This is a genomic window from Neorhizobium populisoli (assembly GCF_019430945.1).
Taxonomy (GTDB): Bacteria; Pseudomonadota; Alphaproteobacteria; order Rhizobiales; family Rhizobiaceae; genus Neorhizobium; species Neorhizobium populisoli.
In genome coordinates, this window is sequence record NZ_JAHYCB010000002.1 from 652636 (window position 1) to 672199 (window position 19564).

At 60.9% G+C, this 19564-nt stretch carries 15 protein-coding genes; 4 read left to right on the top strand and 11 right to left on the bottom strand.

The genetic code is table 11. From position 1 onward, the window contains the following. Window positions 1-32: 32 nt before the first annotated feature. Window positions 33-2375: a PAS domain-containing sensor histidine kinase gene (locus tag KX729_RS07530; protein ID WP_219741883.1), complete on the bottom strand. Its 2343-nt coding sequence runs from the start codon at window positions 2373-2375 to the stop codon at window positions 33-35. Window positions 2376-2538: 163 nt separating this feature from the next. Then, entirely contained in the window at window positions 2539-3735 is a 1197-nt protein-coding gene (locus KX729_RS07535; protein ID WP_219741787.1) for an MFS transporter, read from the bottom strand. A gap of 149 nt (window positions 3736-3884) precedes the next feature. Here KX729_RS07535 and KX729_RS07540 point away from each other — a divergent pair, with 149 nt between their 5' ends. Next, the gene (locus KX729_RS07540) at window positions 3885-4436 is read left to right on the top strand and encodes a TetR/AcrR family transcriptional regulator (RefSeq protein WP_219741788.1); all 552 of its coding nucleotides are present in this window, start codon (window positions 3885-3887) and stop codon (window positions 4434-4436) included. Window positions 4437-4492: 56 nt separating this feature from the next. Beyond that, window positions 4493-4990, top strand: coding sequence for a hypothetical protein (locus KX729_RS07545; RefSeq protein WP_219741789.1), 498 nt, complete (start codon window positions 4493-4495; stop codon window positions 4988-4990). A gap of 125 nt (window positions 4991-5115) precedes the next feature. Here the strand turns inward: KX729_RS07545 and pepN are convergent, their stop codons facing one another. Next, window positions 5116-7764, bottom strand: coding sequence for an aminopeptidase N (gene pepN / locus KX729_RS07550; RefSeq protein WP_219741790.1), 2649 nt, complete (start codon window positions 7762-7764; stop codon window positions 5116-5118). Window positions 7765-8079: 315 nt separating this feature from the next. Between pepN and KX729_RS07555 the strand changes: the two genes are divergently transcribed. Beyond that, entirely contained in the window at window positions 8080-9018 is a 939-nt protein-coding gene (locus KX729_RS07555) for a DMT family transporter (protein ID WP_219741884.1), read from the top strand. A 26-nt stretch (window positions 9019-9044) separates the two neighbouring features. On the opposite strand, the gene KX729_RS07560 is transcribed toward KX729_RS07555, so the two are convergent. The 6 genes from KX729_RS07560 to KX729_RS07585 form a co-directional block, all read right to left on the bottom strand. Next, a complete protein-coding gene (locus tag KX729_RS07560; RefSeq protein ID WP_219741791.1) occupies window positions 9045-9197 on the bottom strand; it encodes a hypothetical protein in 153 nt (50 codons plus the stop codon). A gap of 19 nt (window positions 9198-9216) precedes the next feature. Further along, the gene (locus tag KX729_RS07565; protein ID WP_219741792.1) at window positions 9217-9408 is read right to left on the bottom strand and encodes a hypothetical protein; all 192 of its coding nucleotides are present in this window, start codon (window positions 9406-9408) and stop codon (window positions 9217-9219) included. A gap of 182 nt (window positions 9409-9590) precedes the next feature. Then, window positions 9591-10502, bottom strand: a complete 912-nt coding sequence (locus KX729_RS07570) for a uracil-DNA glycosylase (RefSeq protein ID WP_219741793.1) — start codon at window positions 10500-10502, stop codon at window positions 9591-9593. A gap of 198 nt (window positions 10503-10700) precedes the next feature. Next, a complete protein-coding gene (locus tag KX729_RS07575) occupies window positions 10701-11993 on the bottom strand; it encodes an Hsp70 family protein (protein ID WP_219741794.1) in 1293 nt (430 codons plus the stop codon). A 178-nt stretch (window positions 11994-12171) separates the two neighbouring features. Then, a complete protein-coding gene (locus KX729_RS07580) occupies window positions 12172-13017 on the bottom strand; it encodes a hypothetical protein (protein ID WP_219741795.1) in 846 nt (281 codons plus the stop codon). A gap of 84 nt (window positions 13018-13101) precedes the next feature. Beyond that, complete coding sequence (locus tag KX729_RS07585; RefSeq protein WP_219741796.1) at window positions 13102-14007, bottom strand: LysR family transcriptional regulator; 906 nt, start codon at window positions 14005-14007, stop codon at window positions 13102-13104. A 104-nt stretch (window positions 14008-14111) separates the two neighbouring features. Between KX729_RS07585 and blaOXA the strand changes: the two genes are divergently transcribed. Further along, window positions 14112-14918, top strand: a complete 807-nt coding sequence (gene blaOXA / locus KX729_RS07590; protein ID WP_219741797.1) for a class D beta-lactamase — start codon at window positions 14112-14114, stop codon at window positions 14916-14918. Between the two features lie 190 nt (window positions 14919-15108). Here the strand turns inward: blaOXA and KX729_RS07595 are convergent, their stop codons facing one another. Then, entirely contained in the window at window positions 15109-18240 is a 3132-nt protein-coding gene (locus tag KX729_RS07595) for an efflux RND transporter permease subunit (RefSeq protein ID WP_219741798.1), read from the bottom strand. Beyond that, entirely contained in the window at window positions 18237-19511 is a 1275-nt protein-coding gene (locus KX729_RS07600; protein WP_219741799.1) for an efflux RND transporter periplasmic adaptor subunit, read from the bottom strand. Before KX729_RS07600 ends, KX729_RS07595 begins: the two co-directional genes overlap by 4 nt. Window positions 19512-19564 lie beyond the last annotated feature (53 nt).

Sequence of the window (19564 nt, forward strand, 5' to 3'; positions counted from 1 at the left end):
TAACGACAAATCCGGATAGATCGGCAACACTCTCAAGCCACCTTTTTCCTCGCTACCGGAGCCGCCATGTCCGGAATATGCAGCGAAACCACCGTGCCCTGACCGACACGCGACTTGATGCGCATATTGCCGCCATGCAGGCCGATCAGTGAGCGGGAGATGGCAAGACCGAGACCTGAACCGCCCTTGCTCTTGGCATACTGGCTTTGAACCTGTTCGAACGGCTGGCCGATCTTGGAGAGAGATTCCTTCGGGATGCCGATGCCGGTATCGGCGATGGTCAGCACCACGCCCTTGTCCAGCCGGCGGGTCCGCAACTCGATGCTGCCGCCCTCGTTGGTAAATTTCACGGCGTTGGAGAGAAGGTTGAGCATGACCTGTTTCAGCGCCCGGCGATCGCCCACCATATTCAGGCCGTCGCAGAGCCGCTGATGGATATCGATATTCTTCTCTTCGGCGGCAATCGAAGTCAGGCGCAGGCTTTCCTCGATCAGCGGCTTCAGGTCGACCGCTTCGCACTGGATGCGCATATGGCCGGCCTCGATTTTCGACATGTCGAGAATGTCGTTGATGACGTTGAGGAGATGTTTGCCGCTGTCGTGGATATCCTTGGAATATTCCGAATATTTAGATGAGCCGAGCGGGCCGAACATCTGGTTCTGCAGGATTTCCGAGAAGCCGAGAATGGCGTTCAGCGGCGTCCGCAGCTCGTGGGACATGTTGGCAAGGAATTCCGACTTCGCCTGATTGGCAGCCTCGGCACGTTCCTTTTCCGCCTGGTAATTCGCATTGGCGATCGAAAGTTCGGATTTCTGCCGCTCCAGCTTCTTCTGCGAGGAGGACAGGTCGCCGATCGTCGCCATAAGGCGGCGTTCCGAATCGCGCAGCCGCTCCTGGTGGCGCTTCAGAAGGGTGATGTCGGTGCCGACCGAGACCATGCCGCCGTCACGTGTGCGGCGTTCGTTGATCTGCAGCCAGCGCTCGTCGGCAAGCTGCACTTCCGTCGTGCGGGACAGCCCGCTGCCGTCCGGATCGGCGACGCGACGCTCGATCACCGGGCGGGCTGCGGCCGCATTCACCGCATGCCGCTCGGTGCCTGGCACCAGTACGCTGTCCGGCAGGCCGTATGCCTGCTGGAAGTGGGTGTTGCACATCACCAGACGGTCGTTCTTGTCCCAGAGAACGAAGGCTTCGGACGTGCATTCGATCGCGTCGGCAAGCCGCTGGTCGGCTTCCGCATAACGCTGCGCCAGACGGTGCTGCTCGGTGACGTCCATGGCGATGCCGATGACATGCGTTCGACCGGCCGAGGTCTTCACCACCTGGGCGCGGGCGCGCATCCAGACATAGTGGCCGGCGGCATGGCGCATGCGGAACACCTGATCGACCTGCTTGGCATTGCCGCGGCTGATGGCGCGGGCAAGCGCATAGATATTCGCATCGGTCGGATGCATCATCCGGGCGGCGTCGGAGAAGGAAATGACGTTGCCGGCAGGCGGCAGGCCGAGCATCTCGTACATCGAGCCGGACCAGAAGAGCCGGCGATTGGTGACGTCGAAATCCCAGAGACCGCAGCGGCCGCGCGAAAGGGCCGTCTCAATGCGCAGGTTCGATTCGACGAAGGTCTCGTCGGCGTCGCGGGCGCGGTTCACCTGCATGTAATAGGCGTAGAGAATGACCAGCAGGATGGCCGAAATGCCGGTGAAGAGCGTCACGTTGAGCGATACTTCGCGGCGCCAGAACTGGTTGATGGTTTCCAGCGAACGGGCGGAGACGATCAGCGCGCCTTCGGTGCCGACCGGGTCGATCGTCGCATAATGCGGGGTGCCGCCGAAATAGGTTTCAATAACGCTGCTTTCTTCGCTGAATCGGCGAAGCGTAGCCGTCTCTGGAAGGATGGAGGTCAGGCGCTGGCCGACATAGCCCGAGGCCGACCTGGACCCGCCAAAAATGCGTCCGGTTTCGTCGACCAGCAGAATGAATGCGTCTGAGGCGAGAAGACCTTCCGGCAGCCGCGCGGCAAGACGGCGCTCGGCGGCGGCGCGGTCATGGGCGGCAAAAGCCGTCGCATCGTCCGAAAAGGCGGCACTGGCGGTTGCGGCCATCAGCGCGGTGGATTGCCGTGCGGCGTCCTCCATGCGGCCGTGCTCGGCCATGATGCCGACGACACGCGACGCGGCCACGACCAGCAGAAATGCCAGAATCAAAATGGGGATGGATCGCTTGAGTGCCGCCTCGATCCGCGGCATCTGCCGGACGATCGGCTTGACGGAAAGTCGAGCTTCTTCCGGGATGACACGCCCCAAACTTGTAAAGCTCGGAAATTTAAGACGCAACCGCCCCTCGGCCGCGGTTGCCCGCTGCACGCCCGACATGGTTTTCATGTAGTCCCTCGTGGTGATTCGGGCGCTGCTCGCCTGAACCTGAGCTAATGAATCATTAGTGATTCTTCGTGTCCAGAGGGTTGCTAAGATTTTTTTAACGTTTTGATTCTTTTGCGAATCGGCGTGATTCCGAAGACACGGCTGATCGGCCGCCTCAGGAGGCGGCCGGGCTTTCGACGAGATTGTTGCGGGTTGCGGCAATCGAGATCAGCGCAAGTGCGATGATGACGGCACCATAAAGATAGGCCGTATTGGACAGGCCAAGCACCGGGGCGGCAAGGCCGGCGACGATCGCCGGAACGGAAAAGGCGAGATAACTTTCCACCAGGAAGGCCGAGAACAGGCCGGCGCGTTCATGACCCTCAGCCAGCGGCAGAACGATCTTCAGGACATTCGCAAAGGTTGACCCGAAACCCAGGCCGGCAATCGCCGTGCCCGCGAAAAGCAGGCCGCCATTTTCCTGCTGCACGCCGAAAAGCGTGATGACGACGCCGATCATCAGGCTGTTGGTGGCGATGAACAGTACGCGCCGCGGCGGCAGCGCTTTAAAGATGAAAACCGATGCTGTTGCAGTAAGCATCATGGTCGAGACCACGGTCGCACCGACGAAGGGCGAGGTGATGCCTGTCGCAACGGCGACCAGTGTCGGCATCAGCGAGAGGTAGAAGCCGCCGAGCGCCCAGCTGGCGACATTGAGAGGTGTCACCTTGAGCAGCGGTCCGAGCGCCCGGCGGGGTATGCTGACATTCGGCTTCATGGCCTTCAGCGCCCCGGGTCGGCCTGACGTCGTCTCGGGCATGAACGGCAGCATAACGATACCGGCAATGGTCACCAGTAGAAGCAGCGCATAGACCAGTCGCGTCGGTTCGGGTGCGAATGCGACGAGAGCACCGGCTGCGAGCGTGCCGATCATCAGGCCGAGGAACGGCGAAATGGAATTCAATATCGAGCCACGTGCCTTGTCGCCATCGAGGATGGTTGCGCCGAGTGTCGGGAAGGCGACGCCTGTGGCAAAACCCTGAACAATACGGCCGGCAAGCAGCATCGGGCCCGAATCCGCGAAGATGAAGATTGTCAGCGCCGCCACGTTGAAGAGAAGCGCGAGGAGGATCAGCGGCTTGCGACCCACATAGTCTGAAAGCCCGCCGAGCGTCAGAAGCGTCGCAAGCAGGGCGAAGGCGTAGGAGCCGAAGATGAAGGTGATCATTGCCGGCGAGAGGTGAAACAGCTCCTGGTAGACATGATAAAGCGGCGTCACTGCACTTGTTCCGGCGCCGATCAGCACGGAAAAGAGAAAGCTGTAGGTGGTCATCCGGGAGTTGGATGGGGAGGCTGGGAGAAGGTTTGTCATGGGAGGTTCCCTTAACGCAATTTCTTAGCGTTAGGCGTACATAGTTGCAATTCGCCGCTAATGCAATATCTTTGCATTAAGAGTTTTTGATGCACCGGCCAAAGTTTTTGAACTGAGCCGGCCCGAGTTTTGAAAAGAGAGAAAAAGAAATGGCCAGAGAAATGGTCAGGCAGGGAGGCCGCAGCGCTCGCATCCAGGCGGAGGTGCATCGTACGGTCAACGAACTGCTGAAAGAGATGGACCGCGGCGCCATCACGGTGCCGATGGTGGCCGAGAGGGCGGGGGTTACGCCCTCAACGATCTATCGCCGCTGGGGCGATCTTTCCGATCTTCTGGCAGATGTCGCGGTTGCGCGCCTGCGCCCCGTTGCCGATCCGGAGGATACCGGCGCGATGCGATCCGATCTGGAGGCCTTCGTCCTCCAATACGTGGAGGAAATGTCGTCCCGGGTCGGCCGGCAGATGCTGTCGGACGTTCTTGGCACCTGGGAGGGCGATGCGGCAGGCCAGTGCTGCCAGTTCACCTATCAGCATCTGGAGACGATGCGTGAACGGGCGCTGCAGCGTGGTGAACAGGCCTTCGATGTCAGCGAGGCGATCGACTTCATCATGGCGCCGGTGGTGTATCACATCCTGTTCGGCGACCGGGAAGTGACGCCGGACTATTGCCGGTCGGTGGTGAGGCGGTTTTTTAGGACGTGATGAACGGTGGGAATTACGGTTCTGTGCGCAACAGATATGCTACGCGGCCGTTCTCTATGCTGAAGTTGCTTCAGAAATCGCCGTCTCAGATCGTTCGCCCGGATATTCCCTTTTTTCATGTTGGGCGTCTTCTTGGGCCGCCAAGTTTTTGGGACTTCAGTGGGGATACTGCGGCTTTTGATGGCCTCCTCGACTATCACGGCAACATTCAGGTCGCACTTTGGGTTCAAGGCGATCAGGTAGAGGTGCGTCGTGTTGGAGTGCGTATGTGGACGGCGCCGAGCGGGATTCCTGAACCCAAGCAAGGTAAGATGAAATATGCGCCCCGGCGCTATGTACAGTTCGATGGCTTCGAACCTGGTTTGGCGCTAGGCGCTGCGAAGACCCTTCTCGATAGCGCATCGATAACCTACACCGAGGTAGCGGTATCGAATGCGTCGGAGACGGCAGTCAAGCTCGTGCTCCCGAACCAGACCGAACTGGAGTTCTTCATGATGGCAGGCCAGCCTGCTCTGGCATCGGTTCATGCATATTCGGAGCGGGAAGGCGCCTAAATCGCTTGAATGCAAGAAGCCTCTTTAGAGCCGGATGCGGCCAAGAGTGTTCGTTCCTTGAGTGCAACCAAAAGCCCGCCGACCCAGTCAGGTCCCGGCGGGCTTGATCTGTCTGTGGGCTTAAATCACCCCTTGAGCATCCGCTCGACGATATCCCGCACATCCGTCGAAAGCGCTGTTGCCCGTTCGATCGTCGTCAAGGCCGCGCGCGCATAATCGGCACGCGCCGCTTCGAGCGATCGCCAGGAGCGCATCGAGGTGAGGATGCGGGCCGCAAGCTGCGGGTTCCTCGGGTCGATCGCCAGGATCTGATCGGCAAGGAAGTTGTAACCATCGCCATCGGCGCGGTTGAAGCCGGTCGGGTTGGCGAAAGCGAACGTGCCGATCAGCGAGCGGACGCGGTTCGGGTTGGAGGCGACGAAGCGTGCGTTCTCCATCAGCGCCTTGACGCGGGCAAGCGCACCGGCGCCGGGAATGGTCGCCTGGATCGAGAACCACTTGTCGATGACGAGAGGGTTGCCGTCGAAACGCTTCTGGAAGGTGTCGAGCGCCTCGGCCGCTTCGGACGAATCCGGGAAGCGGTGGGCAAGCAGCGTCAGCGCCTGGGCCATGTCCGTCATGTTGTCGGCGGACTTGAAGGCTTCGGCGGCACGGGCAGGCGTGTCTTCCGCATAGGTCAGATAGGCAAGCGCGCTGTTGCGCAGCGACCGCTTGCCGGCACTTGCCGCATCCGGCGAATAGGCGCCGTCGGTCTTCATCTCGTCGAACAGGCGCTGGAAGGTCTTGTTGCCTTCCTTGGCGATCGCAGCGAGGATTGCATGCCGGCCGGCATGGATCGCGTCCGGATCGTTATTGGCGCCGAGTTCACGGGCAATGTCGGCCTCGCTCGGCAGCGTCAGCGCCTGGGCGCGGAAAGCGGGCTCGAGCGTGTCGTCGCCGGCTGCTTCAAGCAGGGCGGCGATCAGCGCCGGATCGCAGGTGATTTCGCGGCCGTCACGCGCATCGCGCGCCGCCTGCATCAGGTTCGGCAGAGCGAGGTCTGTCAGAGCCTGCCAGCGGGCGAAGAGATCCGTGTCGTGGCGGGCGATATGGGCGAGATCGGCCGGCGTCTGGTCGAGATGCAGGTTGATCGGCGCCGAGAAAGAACGGTTGAGCGACAGGACCGGACGCGACGAGATGCCTGCAAAGGCGAAGGTCTGGCGGCGTTCGGTCAGATGCAGCACGTCGCCGGTCACCTCGCCGCCGGTCACCTTGGCAGGCGCGACAAGCGAACCATTGTCTGAGATCAGCGCAAACGAGAGCGGGATATGCATCGGCTCCTTGGCCGACTGGCCGGGCGTTGCCGGGATCATCTGCTCCAGCGACAGCGTGAACGTGCCGCTCGTCTGGTCGTAATTGCTGGAAACTGTCACCAGCGGCGTGCCCGCCTGATGGTACCAGAGCGAGAACTGCGTTAGGTCGCGGCCGCTTGCATCCTCGAAGCACTTGACGAAATCCTCGACCGTCGCGGCCTGGCCGTCATGGCGCTCGAAATAGAGATCCATGCCCGCCTTGAAGTCGTCGCGCCCGAGCAGCGTGGCGATCATGCGGGTGACTTCCGATCCCTTTTCGTAGACCGTCGTCGTATAGAAGTTGTTGATCTCGCGATATTTGGTCGGGCGGACCGGATGCGCCAACGGGCCGGCATCTTCCGGGAACTGTTCCGACTTCAGGTGGCGCACTTCGGCAATGCGCTTCACGGGGCGGGAGCGCTGGTCGGCCGAAAACTCATGGTCGCGATAGACCGTCAGGCCTTCCTTGAGGCACAGCTGGAACCAGTCGCGGCAGGTGATGCGGTTGCCGGTCCAGTTGTGGAAATATTCGTGGGCGATGATCGCCTCGATATTCGCATAATCCTGGTCGGTCGCGGTTTCTGGATCGGCCAGAACGTATTTGTCGTTGAAGATATTGAGGCCCTTGTTTTCCATGGCCCCCATGTTGAAATCGGAAACGGCGACGATCTGGAAGATGTTCAGGTCGTATTCGCGGCCGAACCGCTCCTCGTCCCACTTCATCGAGCGCTTCAGCGCATCCATGGCGTAAGCGGCGCGGGCTTCCTTGCCATGCTCGACATAGATTTTCAGCGCCACTTCGTTGCCGGACATCGTCTCGAACGTATCTTCGACGACGCCGAGATCGCCGGCGACCAGCGCGAAGAGATAGGCAGGCTTCGGATGCGGGTCGAACCAGGCTGCGAAGGCGCGGCCTTCGTCATAACCGGCGCCGCCCAAAAAATTGCCGTTCGACAGCATGACCGGGTTGGCAGCCTTGTCACCGATAATGGTGATCGTGTAGGGCGCCAGCACATCCGGACGGTCGGGGAAATAGGTGATGCGACGGAAACCTTCCGCCTCGCACTGGGTGCAATAGACCCCGTTGGTGCGGTAAAGGCCCATCAATTGGGTATTGGCTTCCGGGTTGATATAGGTGGTGACGGTGATCTCGAACGGCGTTTCCGCCGGCAGGTCGCGGATCGTCAGCTTTTCCGGCGAGACGTCATACTGGCCGGCCGGCACCTCGTTCTGGTCGAACAACAGGCCGGAGAGCGTCAGCTCGTCGCCATCGAGCACCAGCGGTGCGGAAAGATCGACGCCCTCGCGCCGGTGGAAGATCAGGCGCGCTTCCACCTTGGTATTGGTTGGGTCGAGCTCGAAAGTCAGATCGACGCGTTCCAGGACAAAATCGGTGGGGCGGTAGTCTGCTAGATGGACAATCTGGCCCGTATCTGTTCGCATGGTGCTTCCTGAAACCGTCTTTTTTTAAAGCATCGGAGCAATCGGCCGGCTCTGCTGTCGCAGGCAAGCTTCCCCGTCACCGCGGGCGATAATTGCACGCAATGCTAAACGATTGTTGAAACTTTGGCTAAATTAATTCCTATTTGTTCTTGTAGTTTCGCGGAATTTGTCAATTGGTAATGGATAGTGATCAAACTATCTTCAGTTTTCATGCAAGCGTCGGCACATTTCCGTTACTCTGACGACAAACTGAATCTCCTCCCTTCGTATCGACTGGCTTTGTGTAGTGCGGCCAACGATTCCAATGAGTTCGTAATGGCCGCCGATGCCCTCAATCCCCTCCGGGGTATCTTGTTAAAGGTAACCTCGGTGATGGTTTTCGTTTTGATGCAGACCTGCATCAAATCGGCGGGGCCGGATATTCCAGCAGGACAGATCACCTTTTACCGCTCCGCCTTCGCTATCGTGCCGATCGTGCTTTATCTTGCCGTCCAAGGTGAACTCCGCGGCGCCTTCTATACCCAAAGTCCGTTCGGCCATTTTAAACGCGGCGTACTCGGTATCACCTCGATGGCTTTCGGCTTTTACGGTCTGGTGCATCTCCCCATGCCGGACGCGATCGCACTCGGGTATTCACTGCCGCTGATCGCCGTCATCCTGGCGGCAATCTTCCTTGGGGAAACGGTGCGCATCTACCGCTGGACTGCGGTCTTTGTCGGCTTGATCGGCGTGGTGATCATTTCGTGGCCAAAACTTAGCATGTTCGATGACGGCGGCATGGGATCGGCACAGGCGATCGGTGCCCTTTCAGTCATCATTTCATCAATGATGGCAGGCTTCGCATTGATTCAGACGCGACAACTGGTGCGCACCGAAAGAACACCGACAATCGTGTTTTATTTCTCGCTGAGCGGTGCAGTTCTCTCGCTCCTGAGCCTGCCTTTCGGCTGGGAGGAACTGACGACGTCGGAAACATTCTTTTTGATTTGTGCCGGCATCTGCGGCGGGGTCGGCCAGATCCTGGTGACGGAAAGCTATCGTTATGCAGACGTCTCGACGGTTGCCCCATTCGAATACACGTCCATCCTGCTTGGAATTGCGATCGCCTATACACTTTTCGGAGATGTGCCGACTTTCACCATGCTGGTTGGTACGTCGATTACGGTATCCGCGGGCATTTTCATCATCTACCGCGAGCACCAGCTTGGTCTGGAACGCAAAGCAGCGCGCCGGGCGTCTCCACCCGGCGCGTAACAAGCGCAATGATTCAAATGTGAAGCTTAGAGCGGGATTGCCGCCGTTGCCGGATTGACCTTTTCCGCGCGGATACCTGCAGCACCGGCGCAGCTGAATTCGCGCGAGGCATTCACGGCAGCGCCGATCTGGAAAAGGTTTTCGCGGATCGCGCGGATGGGATGCAGAAGAACCGTCATGGCTATTCCCCTTCGTCGATCAGCGTTCGCGGAAATCTGCGAAGACGGCAGCCGGGCGCGTAATGCCGGCCGTATGCGCCATGGAGCGCGACGTCATCTGCTCGTTCGTGGCAGAACCGAAACGGTGATAGCCCTGCGTCGAGCGCGGCGCAAGGCCGGCGATGCGGAGGGTTTCGAAACCCGAATGGATCGGGCGAAAGCGGGTCGTCATTGCCTTGGTTCCTTAAACCGAGAATTCCTCCCAAGACACGCTGCTAATATTGCGGCGCAGCATTGATTCCGCAATGCGGTAGTACGCGACGCTGCCATGCGTTAATCGCATAGCAATTTTCATATTTCCGTAACTTTGTGTAAATTTTACCGTACTCGTGCCTGAAACTAAGGCAAATCGGCTTAAAAGCGGCTTTTGAAGGCCAGTAGGTCTTGCCAGGCAAGAGCCTTGTTCGCCGGTGCCGCGAGCAGTTCCTGTGGATGCAGTGTCGCGATGGCGGACAGATCCGCGCCGCCGAAGGAAATATCCCGCCATTGCCCGCGCAGGGTATGGATCGTCCCCGTATCGCCAAAGAAGAAACGGGCAGGGAAGTTGCCGAGCAACAGCAGCAATTTCGGCTCGGCAAGCGCGACCTGCCGCTCCAGGAACGGCCGGCAGATCGAAAGCTCCGCCTCCGACGGCATGCGATTGCCGGGCGGCCGCCACGGGATAACGTTGGTCAGCATCACCGCTTCGCGCGCAAGGCCGATGGCACCGAGCATCCGGTCGAGAAGCTGCCCCTGCCGGCCGGAGAAGGGGATGCCGTCGCGGTCGTCGTCGGCATTCGGCATCGGGCCGATCACCATGATGCCCGAGGCCGGATCGCCGCTGGCAAACACGGTCGAACGGGCGCCGTTTTTGAGGTTGCAGCTGTTGAACGCTTCGAGTGCGGTTTTGAGTTCGGCGAGCGAACGGGCGCTTTCGGCGGCAAAGCGAGCGGAGGATACCGCCTCGCCATCGGGTACGGCGACATTTGCGGAGGACGCGGCCGGCGCCGGACGGGCGGCGGGTGCAGCGCGTCCTTGGGACGGTGCGGCGCGATTCTGTGCTGGAGAAGCGTCCCCCGTTCGGAACGTGGGGTCCGATTGAGGTGAAGATTGCTGCTGCCGCGCACTTGCCGGCGCGCGTGCCTCCGCCTGAGCAGCCTTCTGCGCTGCAAATTGCGCAAACCGATCCAGCGGCTCGTCCTCGACAAGCCATTCGACACCCGAATCCGCATAGAAATGCAGAAGGGCGGTCAGCTCCAGGGCTTCGAAGTCTTGGGCGATGTTCATGGACTCGCTTTTACAGCATGTCGGCAGTGAAGGGGAAGGCTGCGATGCAGACTCCCTTCTCCCCCTTCGTGGGGGAGATGTCGCCAGGGGCGGCAGAGGGGGGTGGTGCCACGAGCCCGATGGTCGAATGTGTTGAACCACTCCCATCTGCCAGCTCCGCTGACATCTTCCCTGTAAGGGGGAAGAGGGAAGCCTACATCAAGCCGCCCACTGCTCCACATTGTCGCTTTCCCCAATCAGCGCCAACCCGTGCGCGATCGACAACAACTCCCCGCCGCTCTCGATCTTGTCCGCATCGAACCGTTCGGTGAAAATCCGCCGCACAGCCGGCACAAAGGATGTGCCGCCGGTCAAAAACACTTTATCTACCGCTTCCGGCGACGTGTGGGTCTTTTCCAGCACCTCGTTCAGCGCGCCTTCGATGCGGGTGAGATCGTCGGTAATCCAGCTTTCGAAATCGGTGCGCTTCACCATCTTGCGGCCGGCCTTGCCGAGCGGGGCGAAGTTGAATTCCGCTTCCTCAGAGCCTGAGAGCGCCATCTTTGTCGCCGAGATTGCCTGATAAAGCGGGTAACCCTCGTCATGCTCGACAAGCTCGATGAACAGTTCCAGCTTGTCCGGGTCGAGCGCCGATCGCACCAGCGATTTCAGGTCGGTAAACTCCCGGCTGGACTTGAAGATCGACAGCTGGTTCCAGCGCGAGAAATTGGTGTAATAGCCGGCCGGTACTTCCAGAATCTTGTCGAAGCTCTTGAAGAACGTGCCCTTGCCGATTTCCGGCGCCACGAGGTTTTCGATCATCCGGGCGTCGAAATGGTCGCCGGCAATGCCGACGCCGGAATGGCCGATCGGTTTTGCCGTCAGCTTGCCGGCATGTCGCTCGAAACGGATCAGCGAATAGTCGGTCGTGCCGCCGCCGAAATCGGCGACCAGAACATTCGCGTCGCTCTTCAGCGTCTGGGCAAAGTAATAGGCGGCCGCCACCGGCTCGTAGACATAGTGGATTTCCGGAAATCCAAGCCGTGTCAGCGCTTCGTTATAGCGCTCGGTGGCCAGCGCCGGGTTCGGGTTGGCGCCGGCGAAATGCACCGGACGGCCGGCCACCAGCCGCGAGACATCCGTCGGCCAGCTGTCGCCCGCATAGGCCTTCAACCGCTTCAGAAAAATTTCCATCAGGTCTTCGAAGGCATGCCGGCGAGCGAAGATCAGCGTGCCCTGGAAGAGCGCGCTCGCCGCAAACGTCTTGATCGACTGCAGGAAGCGGCTGTCGCCGGGATTGTCGATGAACTGACGGATCGCCGCCTGGCCAGCTTCCACTTTCAGCGCCTGCGCGCCGAGCTGCGCATCCTTCATGAAGGACAGCGCCGTGCGCATCGTGTCGGTCTCGCCCGCACTGCTGGTGAAATGCATGGAATGCGTGGCGGCGTCGCTATCCGCCAGTGCGAGAACTGTATTGGTCGTGCCGAAGTCAAGCCCGAGCGCCCGTGCCATGGCCGTGCTCCTTAAATCGCAGAAGATGATTGAACCCGAAGCCATGACCGGGCGGCCAAACGGCTTCGAACGCGAAAAAGGGCGGCAGTTCGCGCCCTCGAAATTTTTGAGAGGGCGCGTGATCGCATAACGAGGTCGGGATAGCAAGGGTGAAAAGGCCCGGCGGGCCGGGCTTTCGTCAGGCCTGTTTGTACCACTGCACCGCAAGCGAATCCGTATCGCTCTCGGTATCGCCCGTCGAAAGCAGCGAATTGCTGGACGCGGTCTGTGGGACGGCGGCCATCTGGTCGATCATCTGGCTGGCCAGCAGGCTCTGCATCAGCACCGAAGCGCGCTGGCGGGTCTTTTCTTTCTCCTCTAGGGAGACGCTGGCATAACGATCCTGGATTTGCTGCATCTGCTCCAGGAAAGCCGCGACGTGATCCGCGACGCCGCTGCCTTCAAGCGGGGCAGGCGTCGCAGGGCTCGACGCCGAGGGCGATGTCGCCGGTTTGCTGGAGGCGGGCTGGCTCGCCGAAGGCCGGGATGCGGCCGGCTGTGAGGCAGACGGCTGTGATCCCACCGGCTGGGTCTGGCCTGGCTCGGACTGGTTAGCGACAGGCTGGGACTGGGTCGGCTGTGGCTGAACGGGTTGCGGTTGCGCGGGCTGCGGCTGTGCGGGCTGCGATGTCGGCGAAGTTTCGCTGACGGGCTCATCGCTTCCCGAGCCTGTGCCGGACGATTGCGTGCCCGAAGAAACGTTGCCCGAGGAAGCCGGTTCGTCTTCCGGCTGCGCAACAGTCGTATCCCGACCGTCTCCGTCATTGGATTGCGGCGGCACGGTACCGGCATAAGTACCGTCATCCGTGTCTTCGGGACCAGTATCTTCCACGGGTGCGGAGGAGGCGGGCTGTGTCTGCCCGGCAGACGTCGGCTGGCTGCTGTTCGGCGGAGGCGTCTGGCTGGACGGCTGGGTTGAGGAGGGCGGCGGGGTATTGTTGGAAGGAGAGGTGCCGAAACCTCCGCCTAAAATGCCATCAAGCACTGAAAACTCCATTTCATACGAATAGTAGCAGTGCCTTTATCAGCTTCCTCTTGCGGCTCCGTCAAAACCGCCGGATCAATTCGATTAAACCTTTAACCGCGTTGCGTTTTCCGACATTCGCGTATCTTCCGCCTGGGCGACCAGCCAGTTGCGGAACATCTCCATGGCGGGCGTCGTCGGCCGCGATTTTAGCCGGATCAGCCAATAGCTTCCCTTGGAGATATAGATTTCGAACGGTTGCTCCAGCGCGCCGGCCGCGATCTGTCGCGAAAACATCAAAGGCGGCGCCAGCGCCACGCCTGCCCCCTGGATCGCCGCTTCCACCATCAAGACAGAACTGTCGAACACCATGCCGCGCAAAGGCGGCGAGGGAAGGCCGGCTTCCTCGAACCAGCTCGGCCATTCGTCGGCCCGGTATGAGCGTAGGAGCGTCTGATGCGCCACATCCTCTGGGCTCTTCAATTGCTCGGCGATCGACGGTATGCAGAGGACAGAGAGCGGGGCCTCGAACAGCGCTTCCGCCTCGATATCGTGCCAGGCGCCATTACCGAACTTGATCGTATAATCGAGCCCTTCCGCGGCGATATCGACGCGGTTGTTGTTGGTGGAAAGCCGCAGGTCCACGAACGGATATTTTTCCCGGAAATCATGCAGCCGTGGCAGAAGCCAGCCGACCGCCAGCGTCCCGACGGCGCCAAGCTTCAGGACTTCCCGCACATGACCGCCCTCGAACCGCTCCAGCATGTCCGCCATGCGGTCAAAGCTTTCCTGCAGCGAAGGAAGCAGCGCCAGCCCTTCCTCGGTGATCATCAGCCCGCGCGGCAGGCGGCGGAACAACGTCACGCCGAGCCGCTGTTCGAGCAACTTCACCTGGTGGCTGACGGCCGCCTGCGTCACACAAAGCTCGATTGCCGCCCGGGTGAAGGAAAGATGCCGTGCAGCGGCCTCGAAGGCGCGTAGCGCGTTCAGCGGCAAATAAGGCCGGACCATGGCGATGCCCCAATTCAATTCATGCCTGACCGCAGATATCATCGTTTGATTGGGGCTCGCAAGTCGACCTAGAACTGCGGTGCCGAACCATTTGGAACACGATCATGGCTTTCAGAAATCCCCTACTTCTTGCCGTTTCCCTTGGAATAACCACTGCTTTTCTCGATTGCGTCTCCGTCAGGGCTGCCGAGCCCATCCGCTGCACCGTCATCATCGACGAGCAGAGCGGCGATGCGCTTTACCGTCAGGGCACTTGCGATCAGGGTTTTTATCCGCAATCCACCTTCAAACTGCCTTTGGCCATGATGGGTTACGATGCCGGCATCCTGACCGATGCCCAGAACCCGCGGCTGAAATACCAGGCGAAGTTCGGTGGCCCGGAGCGGGTGAAAAAGGATGTCGATCCGCTGATCTGGGAAAAGGATTCAATCGTCTGGTATTCGCAGGAGCTGACCCGCAAGCTCGGCGACAAGGCCTTTGCCGATTACGTCAAACGTTTCGGCTATGGCAATACCGACGTCTCCGGCGGGCTCACCGAAGCCTGGCTGATGTCGTCCCTGAAGATCTCCGCCGACCAGCAGGTGCAGTTCATCCGCCGATGCCTCACCGGCCGCCTGTCGATCTCGGAAAATGCCGTCGACCAGACGCTTGCCATCATCCCGCATTTCGAAGCTGGGGACGGCTGGGACATCCAGGGCAAGACCGGCGCCGGCTGGCTGCGCGACAAGGCCGGCAAGCCGGATTACAACCGCCCGCTGGGCTGGTTCGTCGGCTGGGCGATGAAGGACGAGCGGCGGGTGATCTTTGCGAGGCTGCTGGTGGATACCAAGCGGTATCCGGACGATCCGATCAGCTATGTCGTGCGCGATGGGCTGGTGAAGGATTTCCCGAAGCTGGCTGAGGGATTTTGAGACGCCTCACACCTTCTTCACCGCAGCTTGCCCCTCACCCTAACCCTCTCCCCGCAGGCGGGGAGAGGGGACGTGCCTTACGCCGGTTTTGAGAGGGAATAGAGGCGGTGCAGCTTGTTTCCTTCTCCCCGTCATAACGGGGAGAAGGTGCCGGCAGGCGGATGAGGGGCAGACACACCCTCGACGGAATTCACTCCGCTGCAATCGCCGTCGGCACGTCGTGATCGTCATTCGCCTCATGCCGATCGTCCTTCATGCCTTTGAACAATCTTCCGAGGAACCGCCCGAAGCGATCCATCTCGACGAAGATCACCGGGGTGATGAACAGCGTCAGCATCTGGCTGACGATCAGCCCGCCGACCACCGCGACGCCGAGCGGCTGGCGCAGTTCCGACGATGCGCCGGTGCCGAGTGCGATCGGCAGCGCACCGAGCAGCGCGCAGAAAGTCGTCATCATGATCGGACGGAAGCGCCGCACGCAGGCCTCGTGGATTGCCAGGGAGGCGGTTTCACCCTTCGAGCGCATCGTCTCCACCGCCACGTCGATCATCATGATCGCGTTCTTCTTGACGATGCCGATCAGCATCAACAAGCCGATCAGTGCGATTATCGACAGGTCGAAGCCGAAGATTTTCAGCGCCAGAAGCGCCCCGAAGGCGGCTGCCGGCAGGCCGGACAGGATCGTCAGCGGGTGGATGAAGCTTTCGTAGAGTACGCCGAGCACCACATAGATGGTCAGCACCGCAGCGAGGATCAGCAGCGGCGTATTGCCCTGGCTTTGCTGGAAGATCTGCGCCGTGCCGCCATAGGAGGTGAACACGTCGTTCGGCATCTGCAGGTTCGTCTTCAACTGATCGATCGCGGCGGTGGCGTCAGAAAGCGAGACGCCCTCCGGCAGATTGAACGAGACGGTGGTCGAAACCAGCTGACCCGTCTGGTTGATCGTCACAGGCGCCGTCTGGCGCACCACCTGGGCGAAGTTTGACAGCGGTACCAGCGTTCCGTTCGACGACATGACGCGGATGTCTTGCAACATCTGGTCGTTCCATTGCTTGGTATTGTCGAACTCGGTGATGACGTCGTAGCTGTCGCCGGTCGACTGGATTTCGGCGGCCGTATAACCCCCGAACGCCATTTGCAGCGTCTGGCGCAGTGCGTCGTCGGTAATGCCGAACGAGGCTGCCTTTTCCGGATCGACCTTGATATTCGCCTCGATCGCATCATTCTGGGCGTCTGATGTCACGTCGGTGAAATGTGTCCGGTCGGCCTTCATCGCCGCCTGGATCTTGTCCGACCATTCGTTGGTCTGGCTGGCATTCAGCGCCTGCACCACGAGCTGATACTGGCTGACAGTCGAGCGGCCACCGAAGCGCAGGCTCTGTTGCGGGGTGATGAAGGTCTTGATACCGGCGACCTTGGAGGTGGCCATGCGCATGTCGCGCAATGTCTGCTCCAGCGGCGGGCGCTGGTCGCGGTCCTTCAGTTCAACCCAGATCGTACCGTTATTGAGCGGATTGCGCCCATTACCGCCGACGATCGAGGTGACATGTGCGACGGAAGGGTCCTTCTGGATGATCGCCGCCACCTGGTTCTGCAGGTCGCGCATCGCCGTATAGGAAATGTCTTCGCGGGCGCGGGTGGAAACCGTCAGCCGCCCGATATCCTCCTGCGGAAAGAAGCTCGTCGGCAGCGTCTTGAACAGATAGATCGAGCCGCCGACCGAGGCCAGGAAGACCAGCATGATGATGCCGCGGTTCCTCAGGCACCAGCCGACCATTCGGTCGTAACCCTTCAGCGTGCGGCTGAAGCCGGCATCGAAGATGCGAACCGGCAGGCTCGGCTTGTGATGGGCATCGGACATTTTCGAGCCGAGCATCGGGGTGACGGTGAGCGAAACGACGGCCGAGGCGACGATCGCAAGCGCCACCACCATGCCGAATTCGTTGAACAACCGCCCGACGACCCCGCCCATCAGCAGGATCGGGATGAACACCGCGATCAGCGACACCGACATGGAAATGATCGTCGAACTGACTTCGGCAGCACCCTGCAGCGCGGCTTTCCTGACCGGCATGCCGTCCTCGATATGCCGCATGATGTTTTCCAGCATGACGATCGCATCGTCCACGACGAGCCCGACGGACAGCGTCAGCCCCAGCAGCGAGATGTTGTCGATGCTATAGCCCAGCACATACATGGCGCCGAATGTGGTGATCAGCGACAGCGGCACGGCAAGGCCCGGCACGATCGTGGCGGTCAGCCGGCCGAGGAACAGGTAGATCACCAGTACGACGAGGCCTATCGTCAGCATCAGGGTAAACTGCACGTCGGAGATCGAGCTGCGGATCGCGGTCGAGGCGTCGTTCATCACGCTGAGCGAGACCGAAGCCGGCAACTCAGCCTGCAGCGATGGCAGCTTGGCGCGTACCATGTCCACAACATCGACTGTGTTGGCATCCGGCTGACGCTGGATGGCGAGGATGATCGACTGGTTGCTGTCATACCAGCTGCCGGCATCCAGATTGGCGACGCTGTCCTGGACGTCGGCGACATCGCCGAGATGGATCGGTGCGCCGTTCGGGCTGGAAATCACCAGCGAGCGGAACTGATCGGCATTGGTGCGCTGCGTATCCGCATTGATCGTCAGCCGCTGGCTCTGGTTTTCCAGAGAGCCGACCGGCGCCTGGCTGTTGGCATTGGCGATCGCATTGGTGACCGTGTTGACGCCGAGATTGCGGGCTTGCAGCTTGTTCGGATCAAGCTCGACGCGCACCGCATAGGTCTGCGCACCGAAGATCTGCACTTCCGCCACGCCGGGCAGGGTGGAGAGTGCCGGCGACAAAACGTCTTCCGCCATTTCGTCGATCTTGCTGCGGGGAAGGGTATCGCTGTGGATCGCCAGGAGCAGAACCGGCGCATCGGCCGGGTTCGTCTTGCGATAGCTTGGCGGCGTCGTCATGTTGTCCGGCAATTGCCGCGTCGCATGCGAGATCGCCGCCTGCACATCGGCTGCGGCCGCATCGATATCGCGGTTCAGGTCGAACTGCAGCACGATCGAGGTATTGCCGAGCGAGTTGGTGGCGCTGATCTCGCTGATGCCGGGGATCGTTTCGAACTGCTTGACGAGAGGCGTCGAAACCGCGGTCGCCATGGTCTGCGGCGAGGCGCCGGTCAGCTGGGCCGAAACATTGATGGTCGGGAAATCCACCTGCGGCAGGGCCGCGACGGGCAGGAGCTGGTAACCGGCCAACCCGGCCAGTATGGCACCGATGGCGAGAAGCGTGGTCGCGACGGGCCGGCGAATACAGAATTCCGGGATCATTGCGCTGCCCCCACTTCGATCGACTGGCTATCGGTATTCGCGGCCGCCTTGGTGTTCTGATTGAACTGCTCGGCAACGGTCGCGCCATCGCTGAGCTGCACTTGGCCCTCGACGACCACATGCGTGCCTTCCTTCAAGCCGCTGGCAACCGCCGTGTTCGGACCGTTGGAGCGGGCGACCTTGATCGGCGTGACATGCACCTTCTTGTCGTCTCCGACCGCATAAACAAACGGGCTGCCGACGCCGGGATTGACCGCGACGGTCGGCACGACGACGTCCTTTTGGTCACTCTGGAAATGCACCGTGACGTTCAGCGATTGTCCGGGCCACAGCTTGCTGTCCGGATTGTCGAATTTCGCCTTGGCAAGGATCGTTCCCGAGGCCGGATCGACCGTATTGTCGAAGAAGCTCAGCGTGCCCGTGGCCTTGGCGCCGCCACCCTGCGGCACGGCATCGACAGCCACGGCCTTGGCGGCGTTGCCCTGTTTTAACTGGCCGAGATAGGCTTCCGGCAGATGGAACTTTACATAGATCGGATCGTATTTGGCGATCGTCACCACGGCTGCGCCTGCGCTGAGATAGGCCCCGGTGCTGATGCCGACATCGCCCAGCCGGCCGTCGAACGGCGCGCGGATATCGGTATTTTCGACGGCGACCTGATCGGCGGCGATGGCGGCCTTGTCGCCATCGGCCGTCGCAGCTGCCGTATCGCGGGCGGCCTTCGCCTGATCATAGGTCTGCTGGGTGCCGGCATTGCCTTTGAGAAGATCGTTGGCGCGGGTCAGCGCGCTTTCGGCCTGGGCGAGCGTTGCCTGGTCGCGCACCAGCATCGCCTTGTCCTTGTCGAGTGCGGCCCTCGCGGTGCGATCGTCCAGCTTGGCAATCGGGTCGCCCTGCTTGACGAAGGCGCCGTCGGTCGCGGCGATGCTCACGACGATGCCCTGCTGTTGGGCGGCGATCGTGGTGTTCTCGTCGGCACTCGCCGCACCGGCTGCGGTGACATCCATCGGCAGGGCGGCAAGCGTGGCGGCGACCGTCTTGACTGCGGCGGGAGGTCCACCATTGCCACGCCGACCGCCTTGCTGCCGGTTGCCGCTGCCATTCGCGCCGGCATCCGCCTGGTTGGTGGCCTGCTGTTTGGCCGGCTTCGGCAGATAGGAGGCGATCGACTGGGGTAGATAGGGCGAGAGCTCTGACGCCCGGTCGCGATATTCCCAGCCTGCGACGCCGGCGATGACGACAATGCCCGTAAAGATCCAAAACTTGTTCATGAGGTGACCGCTGCCTCTGGTGTTCGCTTGATGTCGAACCCATCGAACTGCCC